Origin of the sequence: Streptomyces silvae (assembly GCF_016745505.1) — a bacterium.
GTDB lineage: Bacteria > Actinomycetota > Actinomycetes > Streptomycetales > Streptomycetaceae > Streptomyces > Streptomyces silvae.
Genome location: NZ_JAERUC010000003.1, coordinates 1 through 21,175, shown reverse-complemented (window position 1 = coordinate 21,175; position 21,175 = coordinate 1). Strand labels below are relative to the sequence as shown.

General features: G+C 71.1%; 16 protein-coding genes. 6 read left to right on the top strand and 10 right to left on the bottom strand.

Annotation, left to right across the window (positions count from 1 at the left end; all coding sequences use genetic code 11):
* Nucleotides 1-47: 47 nt before the first annotated feature.
* Nucleotides 48-986, top strand: coding sequence for an NADP-dependent oxidoreductase (locus JKV81_RS00155; RefSeq protein WP_129264538.1), 939 nt, complete (start codon nucleotides 48-50; stop codon nucleotides 984-986).
* Between the two features lie 24 nt (nucleotides 987-1,010).
* Nucleotides 1,011-1,256, top strand: a complete 246-nt coding sequence (locus JKV81_RS00150) for a DUF2630 family protein (protein ID WP_099173359.1) — start codon at nucleotides 1,011-1,013, stop codon at nucleotides 1,254-1,256.
* On the opposite strand, the gene JKV81_RS00145 is transcribed toward JKV81_RS00150, so the two are convergent.
* From JKV81_RS00145 to JKV81_RS00135, 3 genes are all read right to left on the bottom strand, one after another.
* Nucleotides 1,257-1,679 carry an RNA-binding S4 domain-containing protein gene (locus JKV81_RS00145; protein WP_099173358.1) on the bottom strand — a complete coding sequence of 141 codons (423 nt, stop codon included), beginning with the start codon at nucleotides 1,677-1,679 and terminating at the stop codon, nucleotides 1,257-1,259. It lies immediately after the preceding gene.
* A 58-nt stretch (nucleotides 1,680-1,737) separates the two neighbouring features.
* A complete protein-coding gene (locus tag JKV81_RS36020; protein WP_236054812.1) occupies nucleotides 1,738-3,414 on the bottom strand; it encodes a hypothetical protein in 1,677 nt (558 codons plus the stop codon).
* A 186-nt stretch (nucleotides 3,415-3,600) separates the two neighbouring features.
* Nucleotides 3,601-5,661 carry a PhoX family protein gene (locus JKV81_RS00135; RefSeq protein ID WP_129264539.1) on the bottom strand — a complete coding sequence of 687 codons (2,061 nt, stop codon included), beginning with the start codon at nucleotides 5,659-5,661 and terminating at the stop codon, nucleotides 3,601-3,603.
* Nucleotides 5,662-5,953: 292 nt separating this feature from the next.
* Between JKV81_RS00135 and JKV81_RS00130 the strand changes: the two genes are divergently transcribed.
* On the top strand, nucleotides 5,954-7,552 hold the full coding sequence (locus tag JKV81_RS00130; RefSeq protein WP_202074660.1) for a VWA domain-containing protein: 1,599 nt from the start codon (nucleotides 5,954-5,956) through the stop codon (nucleotides 7,550-7,552).
* Here JKV81_RS00130 and JKV81_RS00125 read toward each other — a convergent pair.
* Nucleotides 7,486-8,727: a sensor histidine kinase gene (locus tag JKV81_RS00125; RefSeq protein WP_202074675.1), complete on the bottom strand. Its 1,242-nt coding sequence runs from the start codon at nucleotides 8,725-8,727 to the stop codon at nucleotides 7,486-7,488. The genes JKV81_RS00130 and JKV81_RS00125 overlap by 67 nt on opposite strands.
* A 17-nt stretch (nucleotides 8,728-8,744) precedes the next feature.
* Nucleotides 8,745-9,398, bottom strand: a complete 654-nt coding sequence (locus tag JKV81_RS00120; RefSeq protein WP_164493759.1) for a response regulator transcription factor — start codon at nucleotides 9,396-9,398, stop codon at nucleotides 8,745-8,747.
* Nucleotides 9,399-9,545: 147 nt separating this feature from the next.
* On the opposite strand from JKV81_RS00120, the gene metG reads away from it, so the two are divergent.
* Nucleotides 9,546-11,159, top strand: coding sequence for a methionine--tRNA ligase (gene metG / locus JKV81_RS00115; protein ID WP_124277826.1), 1,614 nt, complete (start codon nucleotides 9,546-9,548; stop codon nucleotides 11,157-11,159).
* Nucleotides 11,160-11,244: 85 nt separating this feature from the next.
* Here metG and JKV81_RS00110 read toward each other — a convergent pair whose 3' ends face one another.
* Together JKV81_RS00110 and aspS are read right to left on the bottom strand one after the other, a co-directional pair.
* On the bottom strand, nucleotides 11,245-12,006 hold the full coding sequence (locus JKV81_RS00110) for a hypothetical protein (protein WP_129264541.1): 762 nt from the start codon (nucleotides 12,004-12,006) through the stop codon (nucleotides 11,245-11,247).
* A gap of 289 nt (nucleotides 12,007-12,295) precedes the next feature.
* Nucleotides 12,296-14,113: an aspartate--tRNA ligase gene (gene aspS, locus JKV81_RS00105; protein ID WP_129264542.1), complete on the bottom strand. Its 1,818-nt coding sequence runs from the start codon at nucleotides 14,111-14,113 to the stop codon at nucleotides 12,296-12,298.
* A 189-nt stretch (nucleotides 14,114-14,302) separates the two neighbouring features.
* Here aspS and JKV81_RS00100 point away from each other — a divergent pair, with 189 nt between their 5' ends.
* A complete protein-coding gene (locus tag JKV81_RS00100) occupies nucleotides 14,303-16,414 on the top strand; it encodes an ATP-binding SpoIIE family protein phosphatase (protein ID WP_129264543.1) in 2,112 nt (703 codons plus the stop codon).
* Nucleotides 16,415-16,420: 6 nt separating this feature from the next.
* Here JKV81_RS00100 and JKV81_RS00095 read toward each other — a convergent pair whose 3' ends face one another.
* The 3 genes from JKV81_RS00095 to JKV81_RS00085 form a co-directional block, all read right to left on the bottom strand.
* A complete protein-coding gene (locus JKV81_RS00095) occupies nucleotides 16,421-17,491 on the bottom strand; it encodes an AI-2E family transporter (protein WP_129264544.1) in 1,071 nt (356 codons plus the stop codon).
* Between the two features lie 93 nt (nucleotides 17,492-17,584).
* Nucleotides 17,585-18,541, bottom strand: coding sequence for a pirin family protein (locus tag JKV81_RS00090; RefSeq protein WP_129264545.1), 957 nt, complete (start codon nucleotides 18,539-18,541; stop codon nucleotides 17,585-17,587).
* Nucleotides 18,542-18,715: 174 nt separating this feature from the next.
* Nucleotides 18,716-19,156: an SseB family protein gene (locus JKV81_RS00085; RefSeq protein WP_073750539.1), complete on the bottom strand. Its 441-nt coding sequence runs from the start codon at nucleotides 19,154-19,156 to the stop codon at nucleotides 18,716-18,718.
* A gap of 171 nt (nucleotides 19,157-19,327) precedes the next feature.
* On the opposite strand from JKV81_RS00085, the gene JKV81_RS00080 reads away from it, so the two are divergent.
* Nucleotides 19,328-21,154 (top strand): acyl-CoA dehydrogenase, encoded by a 1,827-nt coding sequence (locus JKV81_RS00080; RefSeq protein ID WP_129264546.1) that lies wholly within the window; start codon nucleotides 19,328-19,330, stop codon nucleotides 21,152-21,154.
* The last annotated feature ends 21 nt before the right edge of the window (nucleotides 21,155-21,175 follow it).

Genomic DNA, 21,175 nt, shown 5'->3' with positions numbered 1-21,175 from the left:
CGAGAGTGGGAGGCGTGAGAGCAGGGGGCGAGTGAGAGGTCTGCCGTATGCGTGCCATCGCTGTCAGCGCGTTCCGTGCGGAGCCCGGTCTCGTCGAGATGCCGAAGCCCGACCCCGGTGCGGGCGAGGTGCGGGTGAAGATCGAGTACGCGGCGCTCAACCCGCTCGACCGGCAGACCGCCGACGGCGCCCCGGAAGGTGCCGTCCCGCCGGTGTTCCCGCTGGTGCTCGGCACCGACTTCGCGGGCCGGGTGGACATGATCGGCAGCGGCGACAACACGTTCCGGGTCGGCGACCCGGTCTTCGGCCGGGTGCCGGCGCTCCCTGGACGCCCCGGTGCGTACGCCGAGTACGTGTGCGTCCCGCAGGACTCCCCGATCGCCCTGGTCCCCCGCGACATGCCGCTCCAGCTCGCCGCGGCGCTCCCCACGGCCGGGTCGACCGCCGCGCAGATCCTGTCGAGCACGGCCGTACGCAGCGGGCTGAGCCTGCTGATCGTGGGGGCGACGGGCGGCGTCGGCAGCTTCCTCACCCAGCTCGCCTCGGCCCGGGGGACCGCGGTCGTCGCCGCCGTGCGGGGCGACGAGCGGCGGCGGATGCGGGCGCTCGGCGCCACCGTCACCGTCGACACGACCGAGGGCCCCGAGGCGCTGGAGACCGTCGTGCGCGACCTGTACCCGGACGGTGTCGACGCCCTCGTCGACCTGGTCTCCGCGGACACCGACTCGTTCGCCGCGTACACCGCCCTGGTGCGCGACGGCGGGGTCGCGGTGACCACCCGGGGCGTCGCGGCACCGGCGGGCGTCGCCTGGGCCGACTTCCGGCTGGCCCCGACCGCCGCGGTGCTGGACGAGCTGGCCGCCGCGGTGGCACGCGGCGAGCTGACCGTGCCCGTCGACATGGAGCTCCCGCTGGAGAAGGCGCCGCAGGCGCTCGTACAGAACCGCGCGGGCGGGGCGCGCGGCAAGACCGTCTTCGCCATCTGAACGACACCGGACCGGGAGAGGCTCATGGCCGACCAGGACATCTTCGAGAACATCGACGAGCTGATCACCGAGGAGCGCGCCCTGCGCTCCCGCTCCACCGCCGAACTGGGCCTCTCGGCCGACGAACGGGTTCGGCTGCGCGAGGTGGAGGTCCAGCTGGACCAGTGCTGGGACCTGCTGCGCCAGCGGCGCGCGCTCAGCGAGTACGGCGAGGACCCCTCGGAGGCGAGGGTGCGCCCGGCCTCCGAGGTGGAGGGCTACCAGAGCTGACTAGCCGGGGTTCGGGCCCCTGCCCTGAGGACCCTGGAGGCCCTGGAGGCGTTCCATCTCACGGCGGTCGCGCTTGGTGGGGCGCCCAGCGCCCCGGTCACGGACCGGGACCTGGAGGGCCACCTCGCGCGGCGGCGGGGGCGGGCTGTTGTCGACGAAGCACTCGGCCGCGACCGGCGGGCCGACCCGCTTCTTCACGATCCTGGACACGACCACGATCCGGTCCCGGCCCGCGTGCCGCAGCCGCACCTCGTCGCCCGTACGCAGCGCCTGGGCGGGCTTCGCGCGCTCCCCGTTGACCCGCACATGCCCCGCGCGGCAGGCGGCGGCCGCCTGCGACCGGGTCTTGGTCAGCCGGACCGCCCAGATCCAGGCGTCGACCCGGACGCTTCCCTCCGCCTGCGGCGCCTCACCGGAAACCATGCGTACGACTGTAATCCGATGAGGCGCCCCCATGGGCTCAGATGGGGACCGGAAGCGGTCAGGAGCCGAAGCCGGTGATGACCGCGCCCATGTCGTAGCTGTACAGCTCCCGCTTGCACACCCCGCACTTGCTGGGCGCGTGCTCGCTGAGCGACCACAGCTTCGGGGGGAGGCCGTCGCCCCTGCCGTGCGCGAGGTACAGGTCCTCGGGGCCGAACGAGCTCTCCAGGATCTTCGGGTTGGCGACGAGCTGCGTCGTTCCGTCCACCGTCTTCGGGGTGGCCTGCATCAGCCGGCCGTTGTCGTACGCGTTGCTGCGGTGGAAGTACCACTTGCCGTCGTAGCGCGTGACGCCCTGGATCTTGTGCCAGAGGTCCTCGCCCCCGAAGGTGCCGGTGTCCGGCAGCCCGTACGCGAGGTCCGCCTTGGCCGAGGTGCCCGCCGCGCCCTCGACCGCGGCGGTCAGCGCGGTCATCGGGTAGGTGCCGACGCGGCCGTTGCTGGACCCGCCGTTGTTGGTGTTGCAGTACTCACCGAGGACCATGTGGTCGTCGCCGGTCCGGTCGAGCGAGATGTACGAGGCCTTCGGGCGGCCCGTCGCGTAGCACTGGTTGCCGCTGGTCGTCCCGCCGTTCTTCGCCGTGGTGAACTTCAGCGTGGCGATCTGGGGCATCACGTACCGGTAGCCGTAGGCGTACCAGACGTTGTTCTGGCGGCCGACCCGCTTCTTGTCGACGACGTTGCTGACCAGGCCGTCCGGCGTCGGGTCGTGGACCGAGGCGTCGTTGTCCGGGTTGAGGTCCATGATCTTGCGGAGGTCGAAGACCCGCATGCCGTTGGCGGTGTCGGCGACGTACAGGTAGTTGCCGTACCAGACCATGCCGCCCGCGTGGATGCCGTTCTGCGCCTTGCAGGAGGCCGTCACACCGGAGGCCGCGGTGCACTTGCCCTCGCTCGCGTGCAGCGCGTCGAAGGAGATGTGGTCCTTGGAGTTCAGGTAGGGCCAGGCCAGCAGTACATGGCGGTACTTCTTGGTGGCCTGGTTGAAGAAGCTGACCCGTATGCCCTTCTCGTTGCAGGCGTCGGACGCGGAGGCCTGCACGCAGTTGTCACGGCCGGAGGCGTAGTCGCTGCGGCCGGGGTTCTGGTCGTCGTAGCCGGCCACCGCGACGGGCTCGGAGTCGGACGTGCCCCAGTCCTCGTCCTCCTGGGCGTCCGAGACGCCGGTGATGGCCTGCGGGATCCACTCGGAGGAGGTGGCGTCGTCGTTCGCCCAGCAGACCCGGGGTGCGGCGACCAGGTCGGGGCCGTAGATGGCGGCGTCACCGCAGGTGGAGTTCCACCCCGCGTCCCGGTTGGCCTGGGTCATGAGCTCGGTGAGGCCCTGCTTGGGCAGCGCGGCGTCCAGCTTGCCGACCAGCCCGGTCAGCTTGGTGCCGGCCTCCAGCGTGAAGTCGCCCGGCCGGCCGGGGACCACGGCCTGCGCATCGGCTCCCGCCGAAGCCGAGGGAGCGGTGCCCTCCCCGGCGAGGTCGTCCTGCTCCCCCTCCGGCGCGTCCTCGAAGCCGTCGTCCGGCATGCCCTCGTGGCCCGGCACGGGATCGTCCGCCGCGACGGCGCGTGGGGCGCCGGCGGGAGCGGCCGTGGCACCCGCCGCCGGCACCAGCGCGGACAGCAGTGCGCCCGCTGCCACGGCACAGGCCGCGAGGCGTGTTCTGCGGGATGGATGTCCCATGTGGGGCCCTTCGTGAGTGCGCGTACTGATCGGCCGGTGCGGCTGACCTCTCGTCAGCCACACCGGCCGGTCACGCTAACAACGCAACTACGTCCCCCGAGGGCACATTTGAACGACACCCATCAGGCATGCACCGCACGGACACAGGCCGTAGGCGGGCCTCCGTTTCCGGCTTCCCGGTGTGTCTCAGACGCCGATGTCGCTGCCGTCCTTGCGCCAGACGGCGACGACCGACGGGCGCACGATCCTGCCGCGCCCGTCCGGCCAGGTGCTCGCCGGCTTCTCGACGGAGGCGCCGTCGACCTCGCCCGGGTGCTGGACGGCGACGAGGACACGGCGGTCCTGGATCACCGGCCCGCAGGTCTCCGCACCGGTCGGCACGGTCAGGAACTGCTTGAGCTCGCCCCGCCGTTCGCCCTGCGTCGCGACGCCGAACAGGCCGTCGTGCGAGCCGAGCTGGTTGCCGTCGGTGGAGATCCACAGGTTGCCGTGGTCGTCGAAGGCCACGTTGTCCGGGCAGGAGATGGGGCTGACCTTCTCCTTCGGGAAGCCGGAGAAGTACGTCGACGGGTCCTCCGGGTCGCCCGCGACGAGGAACAGCCGCCAGGCGAACCCGTCCCCCGCCGGGTCGTCCCAGTTCTCCGCGAGCTCCAGGATCTGGCCGTGCTTGTTGGCGTGGCGCGGGTTGGCCTCGTCCGCTCCGGCCAGGCCCGCCTTGCCGCGGTCGGTGTTGTTGGTGAGCACGATGTAGACCCGGCCGGTGCGCGGCGACGGCTCGACGTCCTCCGGGCGGTCCATCTTCGTGGCGCCGACCTTGTCACCGGCCAGCCGGGTGAAGACGTACACCTCCTCGGCCGTCATGCCCGGGACGTGCGAGGTGGTGCCCGTGGCGAGCGGGATCCAGACGCCGCTTCCGTCGAACTCGCCGTCGGAGGGGAGCTTGCCGGTGCCGTCGAACTCCGCGGCGGGGGAGTCACCCGTCAGCTTGGCGACGTACAGCGTGCCCTCGTCCAGCAGGGTCAGGTTGTGCTCGCGGGCGGCCCGCGAGTTCCCCTTCTTCATCCGCTTGCTGGAGACGAACTTGTAGAAGTAGTCGAACTTCTCGTCGTCCCCCATGTAGACGACCGGTCGCCCGTCGGCGGTCAGCCGGGGCTGCGCCGCCTCGTGCTTGAACCGGCCGAGCGCGGTCCGCTTGCGGGGCGTCGAGTCGGGGTCGTACGGGTCGAGCTCGACGACCCAGCCGAAGCGGTGGGCCTCGTTGGGCTCCTGTGCCAGGTCGAAGCGCTTGTCGAACCGCTCCCACTTGCGCTCGGTCGCGGCGGTGCCGATGCCGTACCGCTTGTCGGTGGCGCTGGAGCCGTTGGCGAAGTACTGGTTGAAGTTCTCCTCGCCGTGGAGCGTGGTGCCCCACGGGGTGGTGCCGCCCGCGCAGTTGTTGAGGGTGCCGAGCACCTTGCGGCCCGTGCGGTCGGCGGAGGTGCGCAGCAGCGGGCTGCCGGCGGCCGGGCCGGTGACCCGGAATTCGCTGGTCGCGGTGAGGCGGCGGTTCAGCGGGTGGCGGGTGACCGGGGCGAGCTTGCCCGTGCGGTTCTCCTCCTGGACGACGACCACGGAGAGTCCGTGCGCCGCCCAGGCGATCTCGACCTGCTCACGGGTCGGACTGGCCGGATCGTAACCACGGAACATCAGGATCTCGTCCGTGTACTCGTGGTTGGCGACCAGCACCTGACGCCCGCGCTCACCGCTCAGCGGGAGCAGGGAGAGGAAGTCGTTGTTGTAACCGAACTGGCCCGCCTGCGCCTTGGCGGACTGCTTCTCCGGGTCGAAGGCGGGAGCGCCGCGCAGGATCGGTTCGCCCCAGCGGATCACCACGTTCTGGCTGTAGCCGTCGGGGATCGTGACCTTGTCGTCGGTGTTCGGTGCGACGGCCGCGAAACGCAGACCCCGGGCGCCCGACGCGGTGGGCTTCGGCCTGCCGCCGGTCCGTCCCGCGAGCGGCGTGGCCTCGGCGCTCGGGGCGGCCGGGCCGGTGAGGGCCGCGGTCCCGGCGGCGGCGGCCACGGTCACCACGGCGGCCGCGCGCATCATCGAACGGCGTGACAGGGCACCGGCGATGATGTCGCCGGCGTACTCGTTGTCGCTCGTGTTCGGGACCTCCTGGAAGCAGGCGTCACCGCAGCGGTAGCGGCAGGTCAGCGCAGAGCGCCCGCCCTGGTGCGAGCCGATGAGCGGAAGCAGTTCGCGCACGTTTTCGTCCCTCCGTCTGTGTGTCACGCGGCGACGGTAGGGGCGCATCCACGCCGTCCGAGGGACTGCCGGTGAACGGAGGGTGAAGTCCGGGACACCGCTCCGCTTCCGGCCGTACGGGCCCCCGTCCAGGACTCGGTGACGACTCGGTTGGGGCTCGGTTGACGCAGGGGCGGGCCGCGCAGCCGAACGGCCGGATCCGGCCGCTAACCTTACGTATCCGCCCTGGCCAGGGATCAATTCCCGCAGTACGGACATTTATCGCACCCAACTCATGCGAAAGGCCTCGCCCATGGGCATTCGGAGCTTGCTGCGCAAGGTGTTCGGCCGCACGGAGCAGGACGAGCCGACCACGGCCACCGTCCCGCCCCAGGCCGAGCGCACCCAGCCCACGGAGCCGGAGCCGGAGAACACCACTTCGGCGGCCGAGCCCGCGAAGGCCTCGGTACCGGCCCCGGCCTCCTCCTCGGACCGGTCCGCCGGTGCCGAGCACGACAGCGGACAGGCGTCGGACCTGGTCGCGGCGGCCTTCGACAAGGCGTCGGCGACCTCGGCGGGCACGACGTCCTCCGCGCCCGCGCCGAAGGTACCGGCCCAGGGGTCGGACCCGGAGGCGAAGCCGGCCGCGCCCGCCGACAGCGCGGACGCCGGGAAGGACGCCGACGACGACGCGGCCGCCGAGCCGGCCGCGGAGGCCGTGGTCGGGACCGAGGCGGCCGACGTGGCGCCGATCACGATCGACATGGACCCGGAGCCGGAGGCCGAGACGCCTTCCGCGACCGAGGCGAAGCCCGCCGAGGCGCCTGCTGCTGACGCACCGGTCGCCGAGGCGGCCGCTGCCGAGGAGTCCGCCGTCGAGGCGCCCGCTGCCGAGGCGAAGGCGGAGTCGGCCACCGAGCCGGCCGCCTCCGAGAAGCCCGTCGAAGAGCCCGCCGCCGAGAAGCCCGCCGCCGAGCCGGTCGTCGAGACGGCTGCCGAGCCGGTCGCCGCCGACCCCGCGCCGGAAGCGGCCCCCGAGCCGCCGAAGGCCGAGGCCGTCGCCGCGCCCGAGCCGGTTCCGGCTCCCGAGGCCGTGACCGCCCCCGAGCCGGTCGCCGTACCCGAGCCGGAGGCCGCGGAGCCGGTCGCCGAAGCTGAGCCGGTCGCCGCGCCCGAGCCCGCCGCCGCCGCGCCCGCGGCCAAGTCCGCCGCCCCGGCCGGCAAGCCCGCCGTCACCCTCGCCCGGGTCAAGGCCGCGGCGCCCGCGCTCGTGGCCCCGTACAAGGCCGCACAGGCCGGGCTCAAGGCCCACGGGCTGACCGGGCTGCGGGCCACCGTGTACCTGGTGCTCGACCGCTCCGGCTCCATGCGGCCGTTCTACAAGGACGGCAGCGCCCAGCACCTGGGCGACCGCACACTGGCGCTGGCCGCGCACCTGGACGCGAACGCCACCGTGCCCGTCGTCTTCTTCTCGACCGACATCGACGGCACCGGGGCGATCGACCTCGGCGCCCACGAGGGCCGGGTCGACGAGCTGCACGCGGGCCTCGGCCGCCTGGGCCGTACGAACTACCACCGGGCCGTCGAGGAGATCGTCGCGCACTACGAGAAGTCCGGTGCCACCGGTCCCGCGCTGGTGGTCTTCCAGACGGACGGCGCCCCGGACGCCAAGGTCGCGGCCAAGCAGGCCCTGGCCGACGCGGCGCGGCTGCCGCTGTTCTTCCAGTTCGTCGCGTTCGGCGACGAGGACGCGAAGGGCTTCGACTTCCTGCGCAGGCTGGACGTCGAGAACGCCGGGTTCTTCCACGCGGGCCCCGCCCCGCGCGAGGTGCCCGACGCGACGTTCTACCGGGAGGTGCTCGCCGGGCTCCCCGCCTGGGCCGCCGCCCGCGGGGTCGTCGCGGAGGACTGATCCACCGGCAGCCGTACGGTCACGGTGAGCCCGCCCTCCGGGCCGGGTACCGCCGTGACCGTACCGCCGTGGGCCAGCGCGATGGAGCGCACGATCGACAGGCCGAGCCCCGAGCCCTGCCCCATCCGGTCCCGCCCCTCCCCGCGCCGGAACGGCTGGAAGAACCCGGCGATGTCGCCCTCGGCCACCACCGGGCCGGTGTTGCGGACCGCCAGGACCCCGTCCGCGGACAGTGACACCCCGACCCGGCCGTCGGGCACGTTGTAGCGCACCGCGTTGGACAGCAGGTTCGCCACGAGCTGCGCGAGCAGCTGCCGGTTGCCCTGTACGACGCAGGGCCCGGCCTCGACCGTGACCTCGGGCCGGTTCGCCGACGCCCGCTCCGCCGCCGCCAGGGGCCGGGCCGCCTCCTCCGTCACCACCTGCGCCAGGTCGACCTCCGCCCGCTCGCCGCGCGCCAGCCCCCGCTCGCTGCGGGCCAGCACCAGCAGCCCCTCGATGAGCCGCTCGCTGCGCCGGTTGTTGTCAAGCAGCGTCTGCCGGGTCCGTACGAGGTCCTCCGGAGACGGGTCGTCCAGCCCCACCTGGATCGCCGCCCGCTGGGTGGCCAGGGGGGTCCGCAGCTCGTGCGAGGCGTTGGCGATGAACCGCCGCTGGCTGTCGAAGGCCTTCTCGAGACGGGCCAGCAGCGCGTCGAGCGTCTCGCCGAGCTCCTTCAGCTCGTCGTCGGGCCCGCTGGACGCGATCCGCTCGTGCAGGGTGTGCTCGGAGAGCCGTCGCGCCTTCGCCGTCATCGCGTGGACGGGCCGCAGCACCCGGCCCGCGGTCCACCAGCCGACCCCGACCGCGCAGCCCGTCATGACGAGCAGTGCGGCGACCGACCAGTACAGGAGCTCACGGCTCGCGGCGTCGCTGACGTCGTCGGTGACGTCGTAGACCGTGGGCGGGCCGAGGCGGCCCCGTGCGTGGAGGGGCCCGTTGACCGCGAAGCCCGGCTGGGCGACCGCGGCGGACGTGGCGATGGCCCGCGCCTGCGAGTCCGTACCGGCGCGCGAGGCCAGATTGACCGTGGCGAGCAGCGCGGTGCCGAGGACCAGGAAGACCCCGCCGTAGACGAGGGCGATCCGCATCCGGATCGTGGAGTGCCGCACGTGCGCCGTCCCGGTGGTCCGCATCAGCCCCAGGAGGCCGCTCACAGGACGTACCCGACGCCCTGGACGGTACGGATCAGCGCCGGCTCGCCCAGCTTGGCGCGCAGCTTGCTCATGCAGACGCGGACGGCGCCCGTGAAGGGGTCGGCGTTGGCGTCCCAGGCACGCTCCAGCAGCTCCTCCGCGCTGACCGTGCCCCCGTCGGCCTCCAGCAGCAGCTGGAGGACGGTGAACTCCTTCGGCGACAGGTCCAGGTCCCGCCCGTCGCGGGTGGCGGCCCGGCGCACGCTGTCGAGCCGGATGCCGTGTCTCTCCAGCTGCGGCGGCACGGGCCGGGCGCTGCGCCGCCGCAGGGCGCGCACCCGGGAGACCAGCTCGGGGAATTCGAAGGGCTTGCTCACGTAGTCGTCGGCACCGAGGTCGAGCCCCTCCACCCGGTCCTCCATCGTCCCGGAGGCCGTGAGCATCAGGATCCTGGTCCGCGAGCCGGCGGAGACGAGCCTGCGGGCCACGTCGTCGCCGTGCACCCGGGGGAGGTCGCGGTCCAGGACCACGACGTCGTAGTCGTGGAGCCCGAGGTAGGCGAGCGCGGCATCACCGCTGTACACGGTGTCGACGGCGAATCCGGCCCGCCGCAGCCCGGTCGCCACCAGCTCCGCCAGAATCTCCTCGTCCTCGGCGACCAGTACCCGCATCGTGTTGTCCCCTGCCTCGCGCACGCGTGCCCACTCCTCCCAGGATGCGTCTTTGGTACGGGAAAGGATGTTTCGCAAAGCTCTCCGCCGCCCGGGGCAGGGTTATCGATGTGAGTGGATCTCCCACGGACCGTTAGGATTTCGACCATGGCGGCCACTGGATCCGAGAAGCAAGGGGGCGACGTCGTGAAGAGTTACTACGTATCGACCCCCATCTACTACGTCAACGACGCTCCTCACCTGGGCCACGCCTACACGACCGTCGCAGGCGACGTGCTCACCCGCTGGCACCGCCAGCGCGGCGAGAAGGTGTGGTACCTCACCGGCACGGACGAGCACGGTCAGAAGATCATGCGCACGGCCGAGGCGAACAACGTCACGCCCCAGGCCTGGTGCGACAAGCTCGTCGAGGAGTCCTGGAAGCCCCTCTGGGAGCACCTGAACATCGCGAACGACGACTTCATCCGTACGACGGAGAAGCGGCACACCGACCGTGTGCAGGAGTTCGTGCAGGACCTGTACGACAAGGACCAGATCTACAAGGGCGGGTACGAAGGCCCGTACTGCGTCGGCTGCGAGGAGTACAAGCTCCCCGGCGACCTGATCGAGGCCGAGGACGGCACGAAGCTGTGCCCGATCCACAAGAAGCCGGTGGAACTCCTCAAGGAGGAGAACTACTTCTTCAAGCTCAGCGAGTACGGCCCGAAGCTGATGGAGTTCTACGCGGCCAACCCGGACTTCATCCAGCCCGAGTCCGCCCGCAACGAGATCGTGAACTTCGTCAAGCAGGGTCTCCAGGACCTGTCGATCTCGCGCTCCACGTTCGACTGGGGCGTCCCGGTGCCGTGGGACCCGAAGCACGTCATCTACGTGTGGATCGACGCCCTGCTCAACTACGCGACCGCGGTCGGCTACGGCGCCAACCAGGAGAAGTTCGACGGAACCTTCCCGGCGGACGTCCACCTGATCGGCAAGGACATCCTGCGCTTCCACTCGGTCATCTGGCCGGCCATGCTGATGGCGCAGGGTCTGCCGCTGCCCGGCAAGGTCGTCGCCAACGGCTGGCTGATGGTCGGCGGCGAGAAGATGTCCAAGTCGAACCTGACCGGCATCAAGCCCCAGGACCTGACCTCGCACTTCGGCGTGGACGCCTACCGCTGGTACTTCCTGCGCGCCATCGCCTACGGCAGCGACGGCTCGTTCTCCTGGGAGGACTTCAGCGCCCGCTACACCTCCGAGCTCGCCAACGACTACGGCAACCTCGCCTCGCGCGTCGCTGCCATGGTCGGCAAGTACTTCGGCGGTGCGCTCCCGGAGGCCACGGCCGCCGGTGACGCGGAGCGGGCGGTCCAGGAGGGCCTGGCCAAGGCCGTCGCCTCCGCCGACGAGAAGATCGGCGAGCAGCTGGACTTCCAGGGCGGCATCCTGGCGATCTTCGACTTCGTGAAGCAGGTCAACGGCTACATCACGGAGCAGGAGCCCTGGAAGGTCGCCAAGGACACCTCGCCCGAGGGCCAGGCACGGCTCGCGACCATCCTGTACACGGCGGCCGACGCCCTGCGCGGTGTCGCGGTCCTGCTGAACGCCGTCATGCCGGACACCTCGCAGAAGCTGTGGGAGTCCCTGGGCGCCGAGGCGTCCCTGGGCGCCCTGGCCGACCAGCCGGTGCAGGACGCGGGCCGCTGGGGTCAGCTGCCCGTCGGCGCGACGGTCACGAAGGGCGCGGTGCTCTTCCCGCGTCTGGAGGAGAAGCCCGCGTAAGCGGCGTACGCACGGCAGGAGCCCGGGTCCCCGACACATCGGGACCCGGGCTCCTCCGCGTCGTCCACCGGCGCGTGTCCCGTCGTCACAGGGCCAGCGAAGCGGCGTCCCCCATCACGATCACCGGGGACTTCGCGGGATCGAGGGTGAGCAGCAGCTCCCGCATCCGGTCCTCGGTGAGCGAGACACAGCCCTGGGTGGGGCCGCCGTGGTCCACATGGACCCAGATGCCGCCGCCGCGCTCCGCGCCGAGCGGCCGGGTGCGGTCCAGTGGGCTGGTGCCCGGGGTCCGGTTGTAGTTGATGGCGACGACGTAGTCGAAGGAGCCTTCGAGGGGCTCCCCCAGGAAGCCCTCGCCGCTCACCGCGAAGCGGTGCTGTTCGTCGTACGGGAGCAGCGCGCCCGGGTCCGGCAGCCGGCCGCCCGCGTCGGTGAGGCCGAACACCCCGACGGGCGAGCGGAGGTCGTCGGCGAGGTGATGGCCGGTCCAGCCCTCCATGCCGTTGTGGGCGGGCCACGGGCCCGCCCCGGGTCTCCAGCCGAGCGCCGGGTCGTCGAGGCTGTAGAGGACGGCCGAGGAACGGTTCGAATCGGGACCCTGGCCGGTCACCACGAGGGCCTGCCGGGCCGTGGCCGGGATCTGCGCCCGGGTCTGCGGGCCCAGATCCGGGATCTCCGCGGGGGGCCGGAGGCTCTCCACGGGGCGCGGTGGTCCGGGTGAGGCCCCGGGACCGGCCGCGCCCCGGGGCGCGGAGGGGTCGGTGGTCTGCACCGCCCCGGCGGAACAGCCGATGACCAGCAGGAACAGGGCGACGAGCAGGACGTACGGACGACGTGGGACGGACACGGTACGGAACTCCTCGGTGGGGGTCGGACGAGCACTTCCCGTGCCAGTCCTTGCCGGGCCCGACGGCGCCGAATCGGAACCGGGGCCATCCGGATGTACCCGTTTCGCGCACCCGTGCGCCGGAAAGTCCCGCAGGGTCCACCCGTACGCAGGCAAGGACCCCGGACCCGCCCGGGTTCCGGGCCCTTCACCGAGGGGCCGCCGGAGGATCCCGCCCTACGCGTGAAACAGCCCCCGGCCGGATGGCCGGGGGCTGTTTCACGTGGAACCGAAGCGGAACCGCCGATGCCTACTTCGCGCCGGTGTCCCGCACCACGGCCTCCGTGACGTCGGCCTTGTCCTTCGTACCCGCGACGGGCTTGCGGAGCTGGATGTTCAGCTCACGCAGCCGGGTCTCGTCGAGCACGGTCGGGGCGCCCATCATCAGGTCCTGGGCGTTGCCGTTGAGCGGGAAGGCGATCGTCTCGCGGATGTTGGGCTCGTCCGCGAGCAGCATCACGATGCGGTCGACGCCCGGGGCGATGCCACCGTGCGGCGGGGCGCCGAGGCGGAAGGCGCGGAGCATGCCCGCGAACTCGTGCTCGACGGTCTCGCGGTCGTAACCGGCGATCTCGAAGGCCTTGAGCATCAGCTCGGGCTCGTGGTTACGGATGGCGCCAGAGGACAGCTCGATGCCGTTGCAGACGATGTCGTACTGCCAGGCGAGGATGTCCAGCGGGTCCTTCTCCTCCAGGTCCTTCAGTCCGCCCTGGGGCATCGAGAAGGGGTTGTGCGAGAAGTCGATCTTGCCGGTGTCCTCGTCCTTCTCGTACATCGGGAAGTCGACGATCCAGCAGAACCGGAAGACGCCCTCCTCGAAGTGTCCGGCGCGCTTGGCGGCCTCGACACGGACGGCGGACATGATCTTGGAGACCTCGTCGAACTCGCCCGCGCCGAAGAAGACCGCGTGGCCGGGGACGAGGGAGAGACGCTCGGTGAGGGTCTTGACGTCCGTCTCGGTGAGGAACTTCGCGATCGGTCCGGCCAGCGTGCCGTCCTCGCCGACGCGGACCCAGGCGAGGCCCTTGGCGCCGTGCTCGACGGCGTACTCACCGAGGCCGTCGAAGAACTTCCGGGACTGGCCCGCCGTGTCCGGCACCGGGAGGGCGCGGACGTGCTTGCCGGCGAAGGCCTTGAAGCCGGAGTCGGCGAAGACGTCGGAGATGTCGACGAGCTCCAGCTTGGCCCGCAGGTCCGGCTTGTCGTTGCCGTACTTCAGCATCGACTCGCGGAAGGGGATGCGCGGGAACGGCGAGGTGACCTCGCGGCCGTTGCCGAACTCGGTGAAGAGCTCGGTCATCAGCTTCTCGATCGGCTGGAAGACGTCCTCCTGCTCGACGAACGACATCTCGACGTCGAGCTGGTAGAACTCGCCCGGCGAACGGTCCGCGCGGGCGTCCTCGTCACGGAAGCAGGGCGCGATCTGGAAGTACCGGTCGAAGCCGGAGATCATCAGCAGCTGCTTGAACTGCTGGGGCGCCTGGGGGAGGGCGTAGAACTTGCCCGGGTTCAGCCGGGACGGGACCACGAAGTCACGGGCGCCCTCGGGGGAGGTCGCGGTGAGGATCGGCGTCGCCATCTCGTTGAAGCCGAGGGCCACCATCTTGGAGCGGATGGAGGCGATCACGGCCGAGCGCAGCATGATGTTGCGGTGCATGCGCTCACGGCGCAGGTCGAGGAAGCGGTACTCCAGGCGCCGCTCCTCGTTGACCCCGTCCTCGGTGTTGATCGTGAAGGGCAGCGGGCCGGCCTCGCCCAGCACCTCGACCTCGGAGACCTCGATCTCGATCTCACCGGTCGGGAGCTCCGGGTTGACGTTGTCGGCGCCACGCGCGGAGACCGTGCCGTCGATGCGGACGACGGTCTCCTTGGTCAGCTTCGCCAGCGCCTCGTTGCCGGGGGTGCCGGGGCGGGCGACGAGCTGCACCAGACCGTAGTGGTCGCGCAGATCGATGAAGAGGATGCCGCCCAGGTCTCGGCGATTGTGCAGCCAGCCGCTCAGCCGGACGTCGGTGCCGACGTCAGAGGCGCGGAGCTCGCCGCAGGTGTGGGACCTGTACCGATGCATCGTCGTTCATCCAGTCTTCGCGGTCGGGGGTGGTGGATCGACACCCCAGGCTACCGCCCGTGGACGCACTGCTTCATTGCGATTGTCGCCGTACGGCTGTCCGAGGCGCGTCCGGCGGCCTCAGGCGGGTGGCTGCCGTGCGGTCTCCCTCGGTGGCGACCGTGGAGAACATCTTCCTAAAGTGGGGCAATGCGCACCGAGGAGATCCTGGCTGCGATCGGGACCGGCCTGTGGAGCTGGGACAGCTCGTCGGGCACGGTCACGCTCGACGCCGAGGCGGCGCGGCTGGTGGGACTTCCCGCCGAGGCCACGGTCCGTCCCGGCGAAGAGGTGCGCCCGCGCTTCCACCCGGCCGACTGGGAGGAGATCGACGGCATCGTGAACTTCGCGATCGCGGAGGGCACGGTCGCCGAGGCCCGGATGCGGATCGTGGACGAGCAGGGCGCGGTCGTCCGCACGGTGCGCACCCGGTCCAAGCCGGTCCCGCTGGACACCCCGGGCCGCCACACGTACGTACTGATGGGCATCCTCCAGGAGGTCGCCCAGCCCCCGGAGGCCACCGCGGCGCAGACCCCGCTCACCGGCGACTGGCGGCGGTCGCGCGAGGCGTTCCTGCTGGACGCGGGGCGGGCGCTGGCCGAGGCGGTGTCCACCGAGGAGGTCCTGCGGGTCGCCGGTTCGCTCTCCATGCCCGGCTTCTCGCCGGACGGACTGGCCGTCTTCGGGGTCTCGGGCGAGCGGCTTACGGTCGTCGGGCACCACGGTCAGAACGTCGGCGACGAGAAGCCGTTCACCGACATGCCGCTGGAGACCGACTATCCGGCCGCCGAGGTCGTACGGACCGGGCAGGCGATCTACCTGGAGTCGCCCGAGGAGTACCGGCGGCGCTTCCCGGCCACCTGGCCCCTCGCCGAGGAGTTCGGACGCCAGTCCTGGGCCTTCCTGCCGCTGATCTCGTCCGGGCACACCATGGGGGCCTGGATGGCGGGCTTCCGGCACAACGTGGCCTTCTCGCCGGACGAGCGCTCCGTACTGTCGACGGTGGCCAGGATGCTGGCTCAGGCGCTGACCCGCGCCGGTGCGGCCGAGACGGAGCGTGAGCTGTCGCTGGGCCTCCAGAGGGCCATGAGGCCGTCCCTCGGCCCCGATGTGCCGGGGCTGACGGTGGCGGCGCGCTACATCCCGACCGGAGGGGGGCTCCAGGTCGGCGGCGACTGGTACGACGTGATCCCGCTCCCCAACGGCCGTATCGCCCTCGTCATCGGTGACGTCCAGGGCCATGACGTGCGGGCCGCGAGCCTGATGGGCCAGCTGAGGATCGCCCTGCGCGCGTACGCCTCCGAGGGGCACCGCCCCGACGCCGTGCTCTCCCGGGCCTCGCGCTTCCTGTCCGGGCTGACCGAGACGTACGACCTCTCCGACGGCGAGGACCGGTCCGACGCGACGCGCTTCGCGACCTGTCTGTACGCGGAGGCCGATCCCGGGACCGGGACCCTCGACGTCGCCCGTGCCGGCCACCCGGACCCGGTGGTGATCAGCGTCGACGGCACCGCGGTGATCAGGCAGACCGCCGGAGGCCTGCCGCTGGGCGTCGAGAAGGACGCCGACTACCCGACGACCCGCGTCGTCCTGGGCTCCGGCGAGACGATCATGCTCTGCACGGACGGGCTCATCGAGACCGGCGGACACGACATGGCCACCGGATGGACCAGGCTCAAGCCGGTCCTGGAGAAGAACGCCGAGGACCTGGAGGAGCTCGCGGACGCCCTCGTGCAGACGGTGCACGGTCCGGGCTCGCACTACACGACGGGACCGCTGGTGGACCGCCGCGAGGACGACATCGCCGTCCTGGTGCTGCGCCGCGAGGGAGCGCGGACGCGCAGGACGCCGGGGCGGCGCTCGGCCATGACCATCGCCCAGGCGGAGCCCGAGCGCGTCGCGTCGGCCCGGCAGCAGCTGCGTGAGCTGCTGCACGACTGGGCGGACACGGAGCAGGTCGACTCCGCGGAGCTGATGGTCTCGGAGATGGCCACGAACGTGCTGGTCCACACCGACGGGGACGCGTTGCTCGTGGCGGAGGTGATGGGTGAGCGGGGCGAGCGGCGGCTGCGGGTCGAGGTGGCCGACTCCAGCGACGAGCTGCCGCACAAGCGGCGGCCCGGCGAGATGGCGTCCAGCGGCCGCGGGCTGGTGCTGATGGAGATGCTCGCCGACGCGTGGGGGGTGGACCCGCGGGGCGAGGGGAAGTCGATCTGGTTCGAGCTGTACGAGTCCGCGGAGCCGGTGGAACTGAGCGGCTGAGCCGGCTCAGGGGCCCTCGGGAACCGCTTCCCCGGGGCCGTCGGCCTCCCTGCGCAGCTCGCCGATCACCCCGAACCCGGCGGCGCACAGCGGCACCGCCAGCAGCATGCCCAGCAGCCCCGCCACGCTCGCGCCCGCGGTCAGCGCGATCATGACCATGGCGGGGTGCATCTGGACCGTGCGGCTCTGGATGACGGGCTGGAGCACGTGCCCTTCCAGCACCTGGACGGCGAGCACCACGCCCAGCGCCCACAGGGCGATCACGAGGCCCTGGTCGGCCAGCGCGACGAGCACGGCGACGGCACCCGAGATGAAGGCCCCGAGGTACGGGATGTAGGCGCCGACGAAGACGAGGGCACCCAGCCCCACCGCCCCCGGCACCCCCAGGATCAGCAGGCCCACGGTGATGCAGAACGCGTCGATCAGGGCGATGAAGGTGGTGCCGCGCATGAACCCCTCGACCGCTTCGAAGGCCCTGCGCCCCATGGCCTCCACCAGGGCGCCGGTCCCGCGCGGGGCGACCGCGTGGGCGAGGTGGGCGGCGCGGTCGGAGTCACGCAGGAAGAAGAACGTCAGCAGCAGGGCCAGGACGGCCGTGGCCACGAGCGAGCCGACGAGGCTGATCCCGCTGAGCAGTCCCCCCGCCGCGCTCGCGCCGAACTTCTCGAAGAGGGACTTGGCGTTGTCCGCCAGGTCGTCCACATCGGCGACACCCGCGATGTCGAAGTGGTCGATGACCCACTGCGCGGCTTCCTTCAGCGACTTCACGATCTGGCCGCCGGTGTCGACCATGACGGTGACCACGATGTACCCGGCGCCGCCGACGACCGCGACGAGCGCCGCACAGGTCAGCCCGGCCGCCACGGACCTGTTGACCTTGTGGGCGGTCAGCCAGCGGTGGACGGGGCCGAGGAGCGCCGTGCCGAGGAGTGCCAGCAGGACCGGGGTGACCGCGGTCTTGAGCGCCACGCACAACCAGACGGCCACCGCCGCGACACCGGCGACCAGCAGCAGCACACCGCACCAGGCGGCCGTCCGCCGCGCGACGTCGGGCAGAAGGGGCTTCCGGGTAGACACCCTCCCACCCGATCACGGGCCGGGAGCGGTGTCCCTCCCGCACGGGCGTACGGGTGACGGACCGTCACCGTACGCCCGGTACGGGAGCGCGGGTCACATGCCGTGGACGGCCGGGACCTTGCCGAGGCGGCCGGCCTGGAAGTCCTCGAAGGCCTGCTTGAGCTCGTCCTGGGTGTTCATCACGAACGGCCCGTAGTGCGCCATCGGCTCACGGATCGGGCGTCCGCCGAGCAGCACGACCTCCAGGTCCGGCGTGTTGCCGTCCTGCGCCTCGTCGGCCCGGACGGTCAGCGAGGACCCCTTGCCGAAGACCGCGGTCTGCCCGGTGCGGACGGGCCGGCGCTCCGTGCCGACGCTCCCGCGCCCGGCGAGGACGTACGCGAGGCCGTTGAACTCCTCGCGCCAGGGCAGCGTCACCTCGGCGCCCGGGCGGACCGTCGCGTGGACCATGGTGATGGGGGTGTGGGTGATGCCCGGGCCCTCGTGACCGTCGAGCTCACCGGCGATGACCCGGAGCAGCGCGCCGCCGTCGGGGGAGGCGAGCAGCTGAACCTGGCCGCCGCGGATGTCCTGGTAGCGCGGCGCCATCATCTTGTCGGCCTTGGGCAGGTTCACCCAGAGCTGGAGGCCGTGGAAGAGGCCGCCGGACATGACGAGCGCCTCGGGCGGCGTCTCGATGTGGAGGAGTCCGCTGCCCGCGGTCATCCACTGGGTGTCACCGTTCTCGATGGACCCGCCACCGCCGTGGCTGTCCTGGTGGATGAAGCTCCCGTCGATGATGTACGTGACGGTCTCGAAGCCGCGGTGGGGGTGCCAGGGGGTGCCCTTCGGCTCGCCCGCGGCGTACTCCACCTCACCCATCTGGTCCATCATGATGAACGGGTCGAGGTGCCGGTAGTTGATCCCGGCGAAGGCGCGCCGCACCGGGAACCCCTCGCCCTCGAAGCCGCTCGGCGCCGTCGTGACGGTCAGCACGGGGCGCGCGACGGCGTCGGCCTGGGCCGCGACCTTCGGCAGGGTCAGCGGGTTTTCGACGGTCACTGCGGGCATGGGAGCCACCTCCGGGAGTCTTGAGCCCAATTTAGTTGAACGGTGAACATCTAGCAAGGCGGCATCCATTCCCGCGCGCCCCGGGGCGGCGCCGAGAGCCGCACCCGGACAGCGCCGAGGGCCCGCACCGTGCCGGTGCGGGCCCTCGGACTGCCGGTGTGGAACCGGTGCTGCTCAGCCGTACATGCGGCGCATGGCGAAGTCGACCATCTGCTCCACCGCCTTGGCGTCGAAGACCATCCGGTGATCACCCTCCATGTCCAGGACGAAGCCGTAGCCCGTCGGCAGCAGGTCGATCACCTCGGCGCCCGTGATCACGAAGTACTTGGACTCCTTGCCGGCGTAGCTCCGGAGCTCCTTGAGCGTGGTGAACATGGGGATCACCGGCTGCTGGGTGTTGTGGAGGGCGAGGAAGCCCGGGTTGTCGCCGCGCGGGCAGTAGACCTTCGCCGTGGCGAAGATCTGCTGGAAGTCCTCCGCGGACAGCGATCCGGTCGTGAAGGCCCGTACCGCGTCGGCCAGGGACGGCGGCGAGGGCTCGGGGTACAACGGCTGCTCGCCGTAGCCGCCGCCCATCTGCTGCTGTGCGCCCGGGTTCTGGTCGTAGCCATACATGCCGCAAAGAGTAATCGGACACATCTGTGCCTTGAGGGGTTGCGTCTTATTACTGACGGGTAGCATCATCGGAGGGGTCAGGTGATATACCCACGCCAGGCCGTCCGTCGCCCGATCCTCACTCCTCCACGGGGCGCTGCGCGCCACTGCTATTGATTACGGAGCCTTCCCATGGGGCACTACAAGTCGAATCTCCGCGACATCGAGTTCAACCTCTTCGAGGTCCTCGGGCGCGACAAGCTGTACGGCACCGGTCCGTTCGCGGAGATGGACGTCGACACCGCGAAGAGCATCCTGGACGAGGTCACCCGCCTCGCGGAGAACGAGCTCGCCGACTCGTACGCCGACGCCGACCGCAACCCGCCGGTCTTCGACCCCGAGACGAACACAGCGCCCGTCCCGGCCTCCTTCAAGAAGTCGTACCAGGCGTTCATGGACTCCGAGTACTGGCGCCTGGGCCTGCCCGAGGAGATCGGCGGCACGACGTCCCCGCGCTCCCTGATCTGGGGTTACGCGGAGCTGCTGCTCGGCTCGAACCCGGCGGTCTGGATGTACTCCTCCGGCCCCGCGTTCGCCGGCATCCTCTTCGACGAGGGCAACGAGGCGCAGAAGAAGGTCGCCGAGATCGCCGTCGAGAAGCAGTGGGGCTCGACGATGGTGCTGACCGAGCCGGACGCCGGTTCGGACGTCGGCGCCGGCCGCACGAAGGCCGTCGAGCAGGAGGACGGCTCCTGGCACATCGAGGGTGTGAAGCGCTTCATCACCTCGGGCGAGCACGACATGTCCGAGAACATCCTCCACTACGTCCTGGCTCGTCCCGAGGGCGCCGGCCCCGGCACCAAGGGCCTCTCCCTCTTCCTGGTCCCGAAGTTCCACTTCGACTGGACCACCGGCGAGCTCGGTGCGCGCAACGGCGTGTACGCGACGAACGTCGAGCACAAGATGGGCCTCAAGGCGTCGAACACCTGTGAGATGACCTTCGGCGACCAGCACCCCGCCAAGGGCTGGCTGATCGGCGACAAGCACGACGGCATCCGCCAGATGTTCCGCATCATCGAGTTCGCCCGCATGATGGTCGGCACGAAGGCCATCGCGGCCCTCTCCGCCGGTTACCTCAACGCGCTGGAGTACGCCAAGGAGCGCGTCCAGGGCACCGACCTGTCGCAGTTCATGGACAAGACGGCCCCCAAGGTCACCATCACGCACCACCCCGACGTGCGCCGCTCCCTCATGACGCAGAAGGCGTACGCCGAGGGCATGCGCTCCCTGGTGCTGTACACCGCCTCCGTCCAGGACGCGATCCAGGTGAAGGAGGCCGCGGGCGAGGACGCCAAGGCGCTCAACGGCCTCAACGACCTGCTGCTCCCGATCGTCAAGGGCTACGGCTCCGAGAAGTCCTACGAGCAGCTCGCGCAGTCGCTCCAGACCTTCGGCGGCTCCGGCTACCTCCAGGAGTACCCGGTCGAGCAGTACATCCGGGACGCCAAGATCGACACCCTGTACGAGGGCACGACCGCGATCCAGGGCCAGGACTTCTTCTTCCGGAAGATCGTCCGCGACCAGGGCGCCTCGCTGAACACCCTCTCCGAGGAGATCAAGAAGTTCCTCGCGAGCGCCCAGGGCAACGAGGAGCTCGCCGGCGCGCTGGACCATCTCGCCAAGGCCGCGGTGGACCTGGAGGCGATCGTCGGCACGATGATCACCGACCTCACCGCGACCGGCGAGGACGTCAAGAACATCTACAAGGTGGGCCTCAACACGACCCGCCTGCTGATGGCCTCCGGTGACGTCGTCGTCGGCTACCTGCTCCTCAAGAGCGCGGTCGTGGCGTCCGAGAAGCTGCGCAACGCCTCCGCCAAGGACACCGCCTTCTACCAGGGCAAGATCGCCGCGGCGAAGTTCTTCGCCGCGAACGTCCTGCCGGGCGTCTCGTCCGAGCGCGCGCTGGCCGAGGCCGTCGACAACTCGCTGATGGAGCTGGACGAGGCCGCGTTCTAGTCCTCGCCCCGTCCCGCCGTC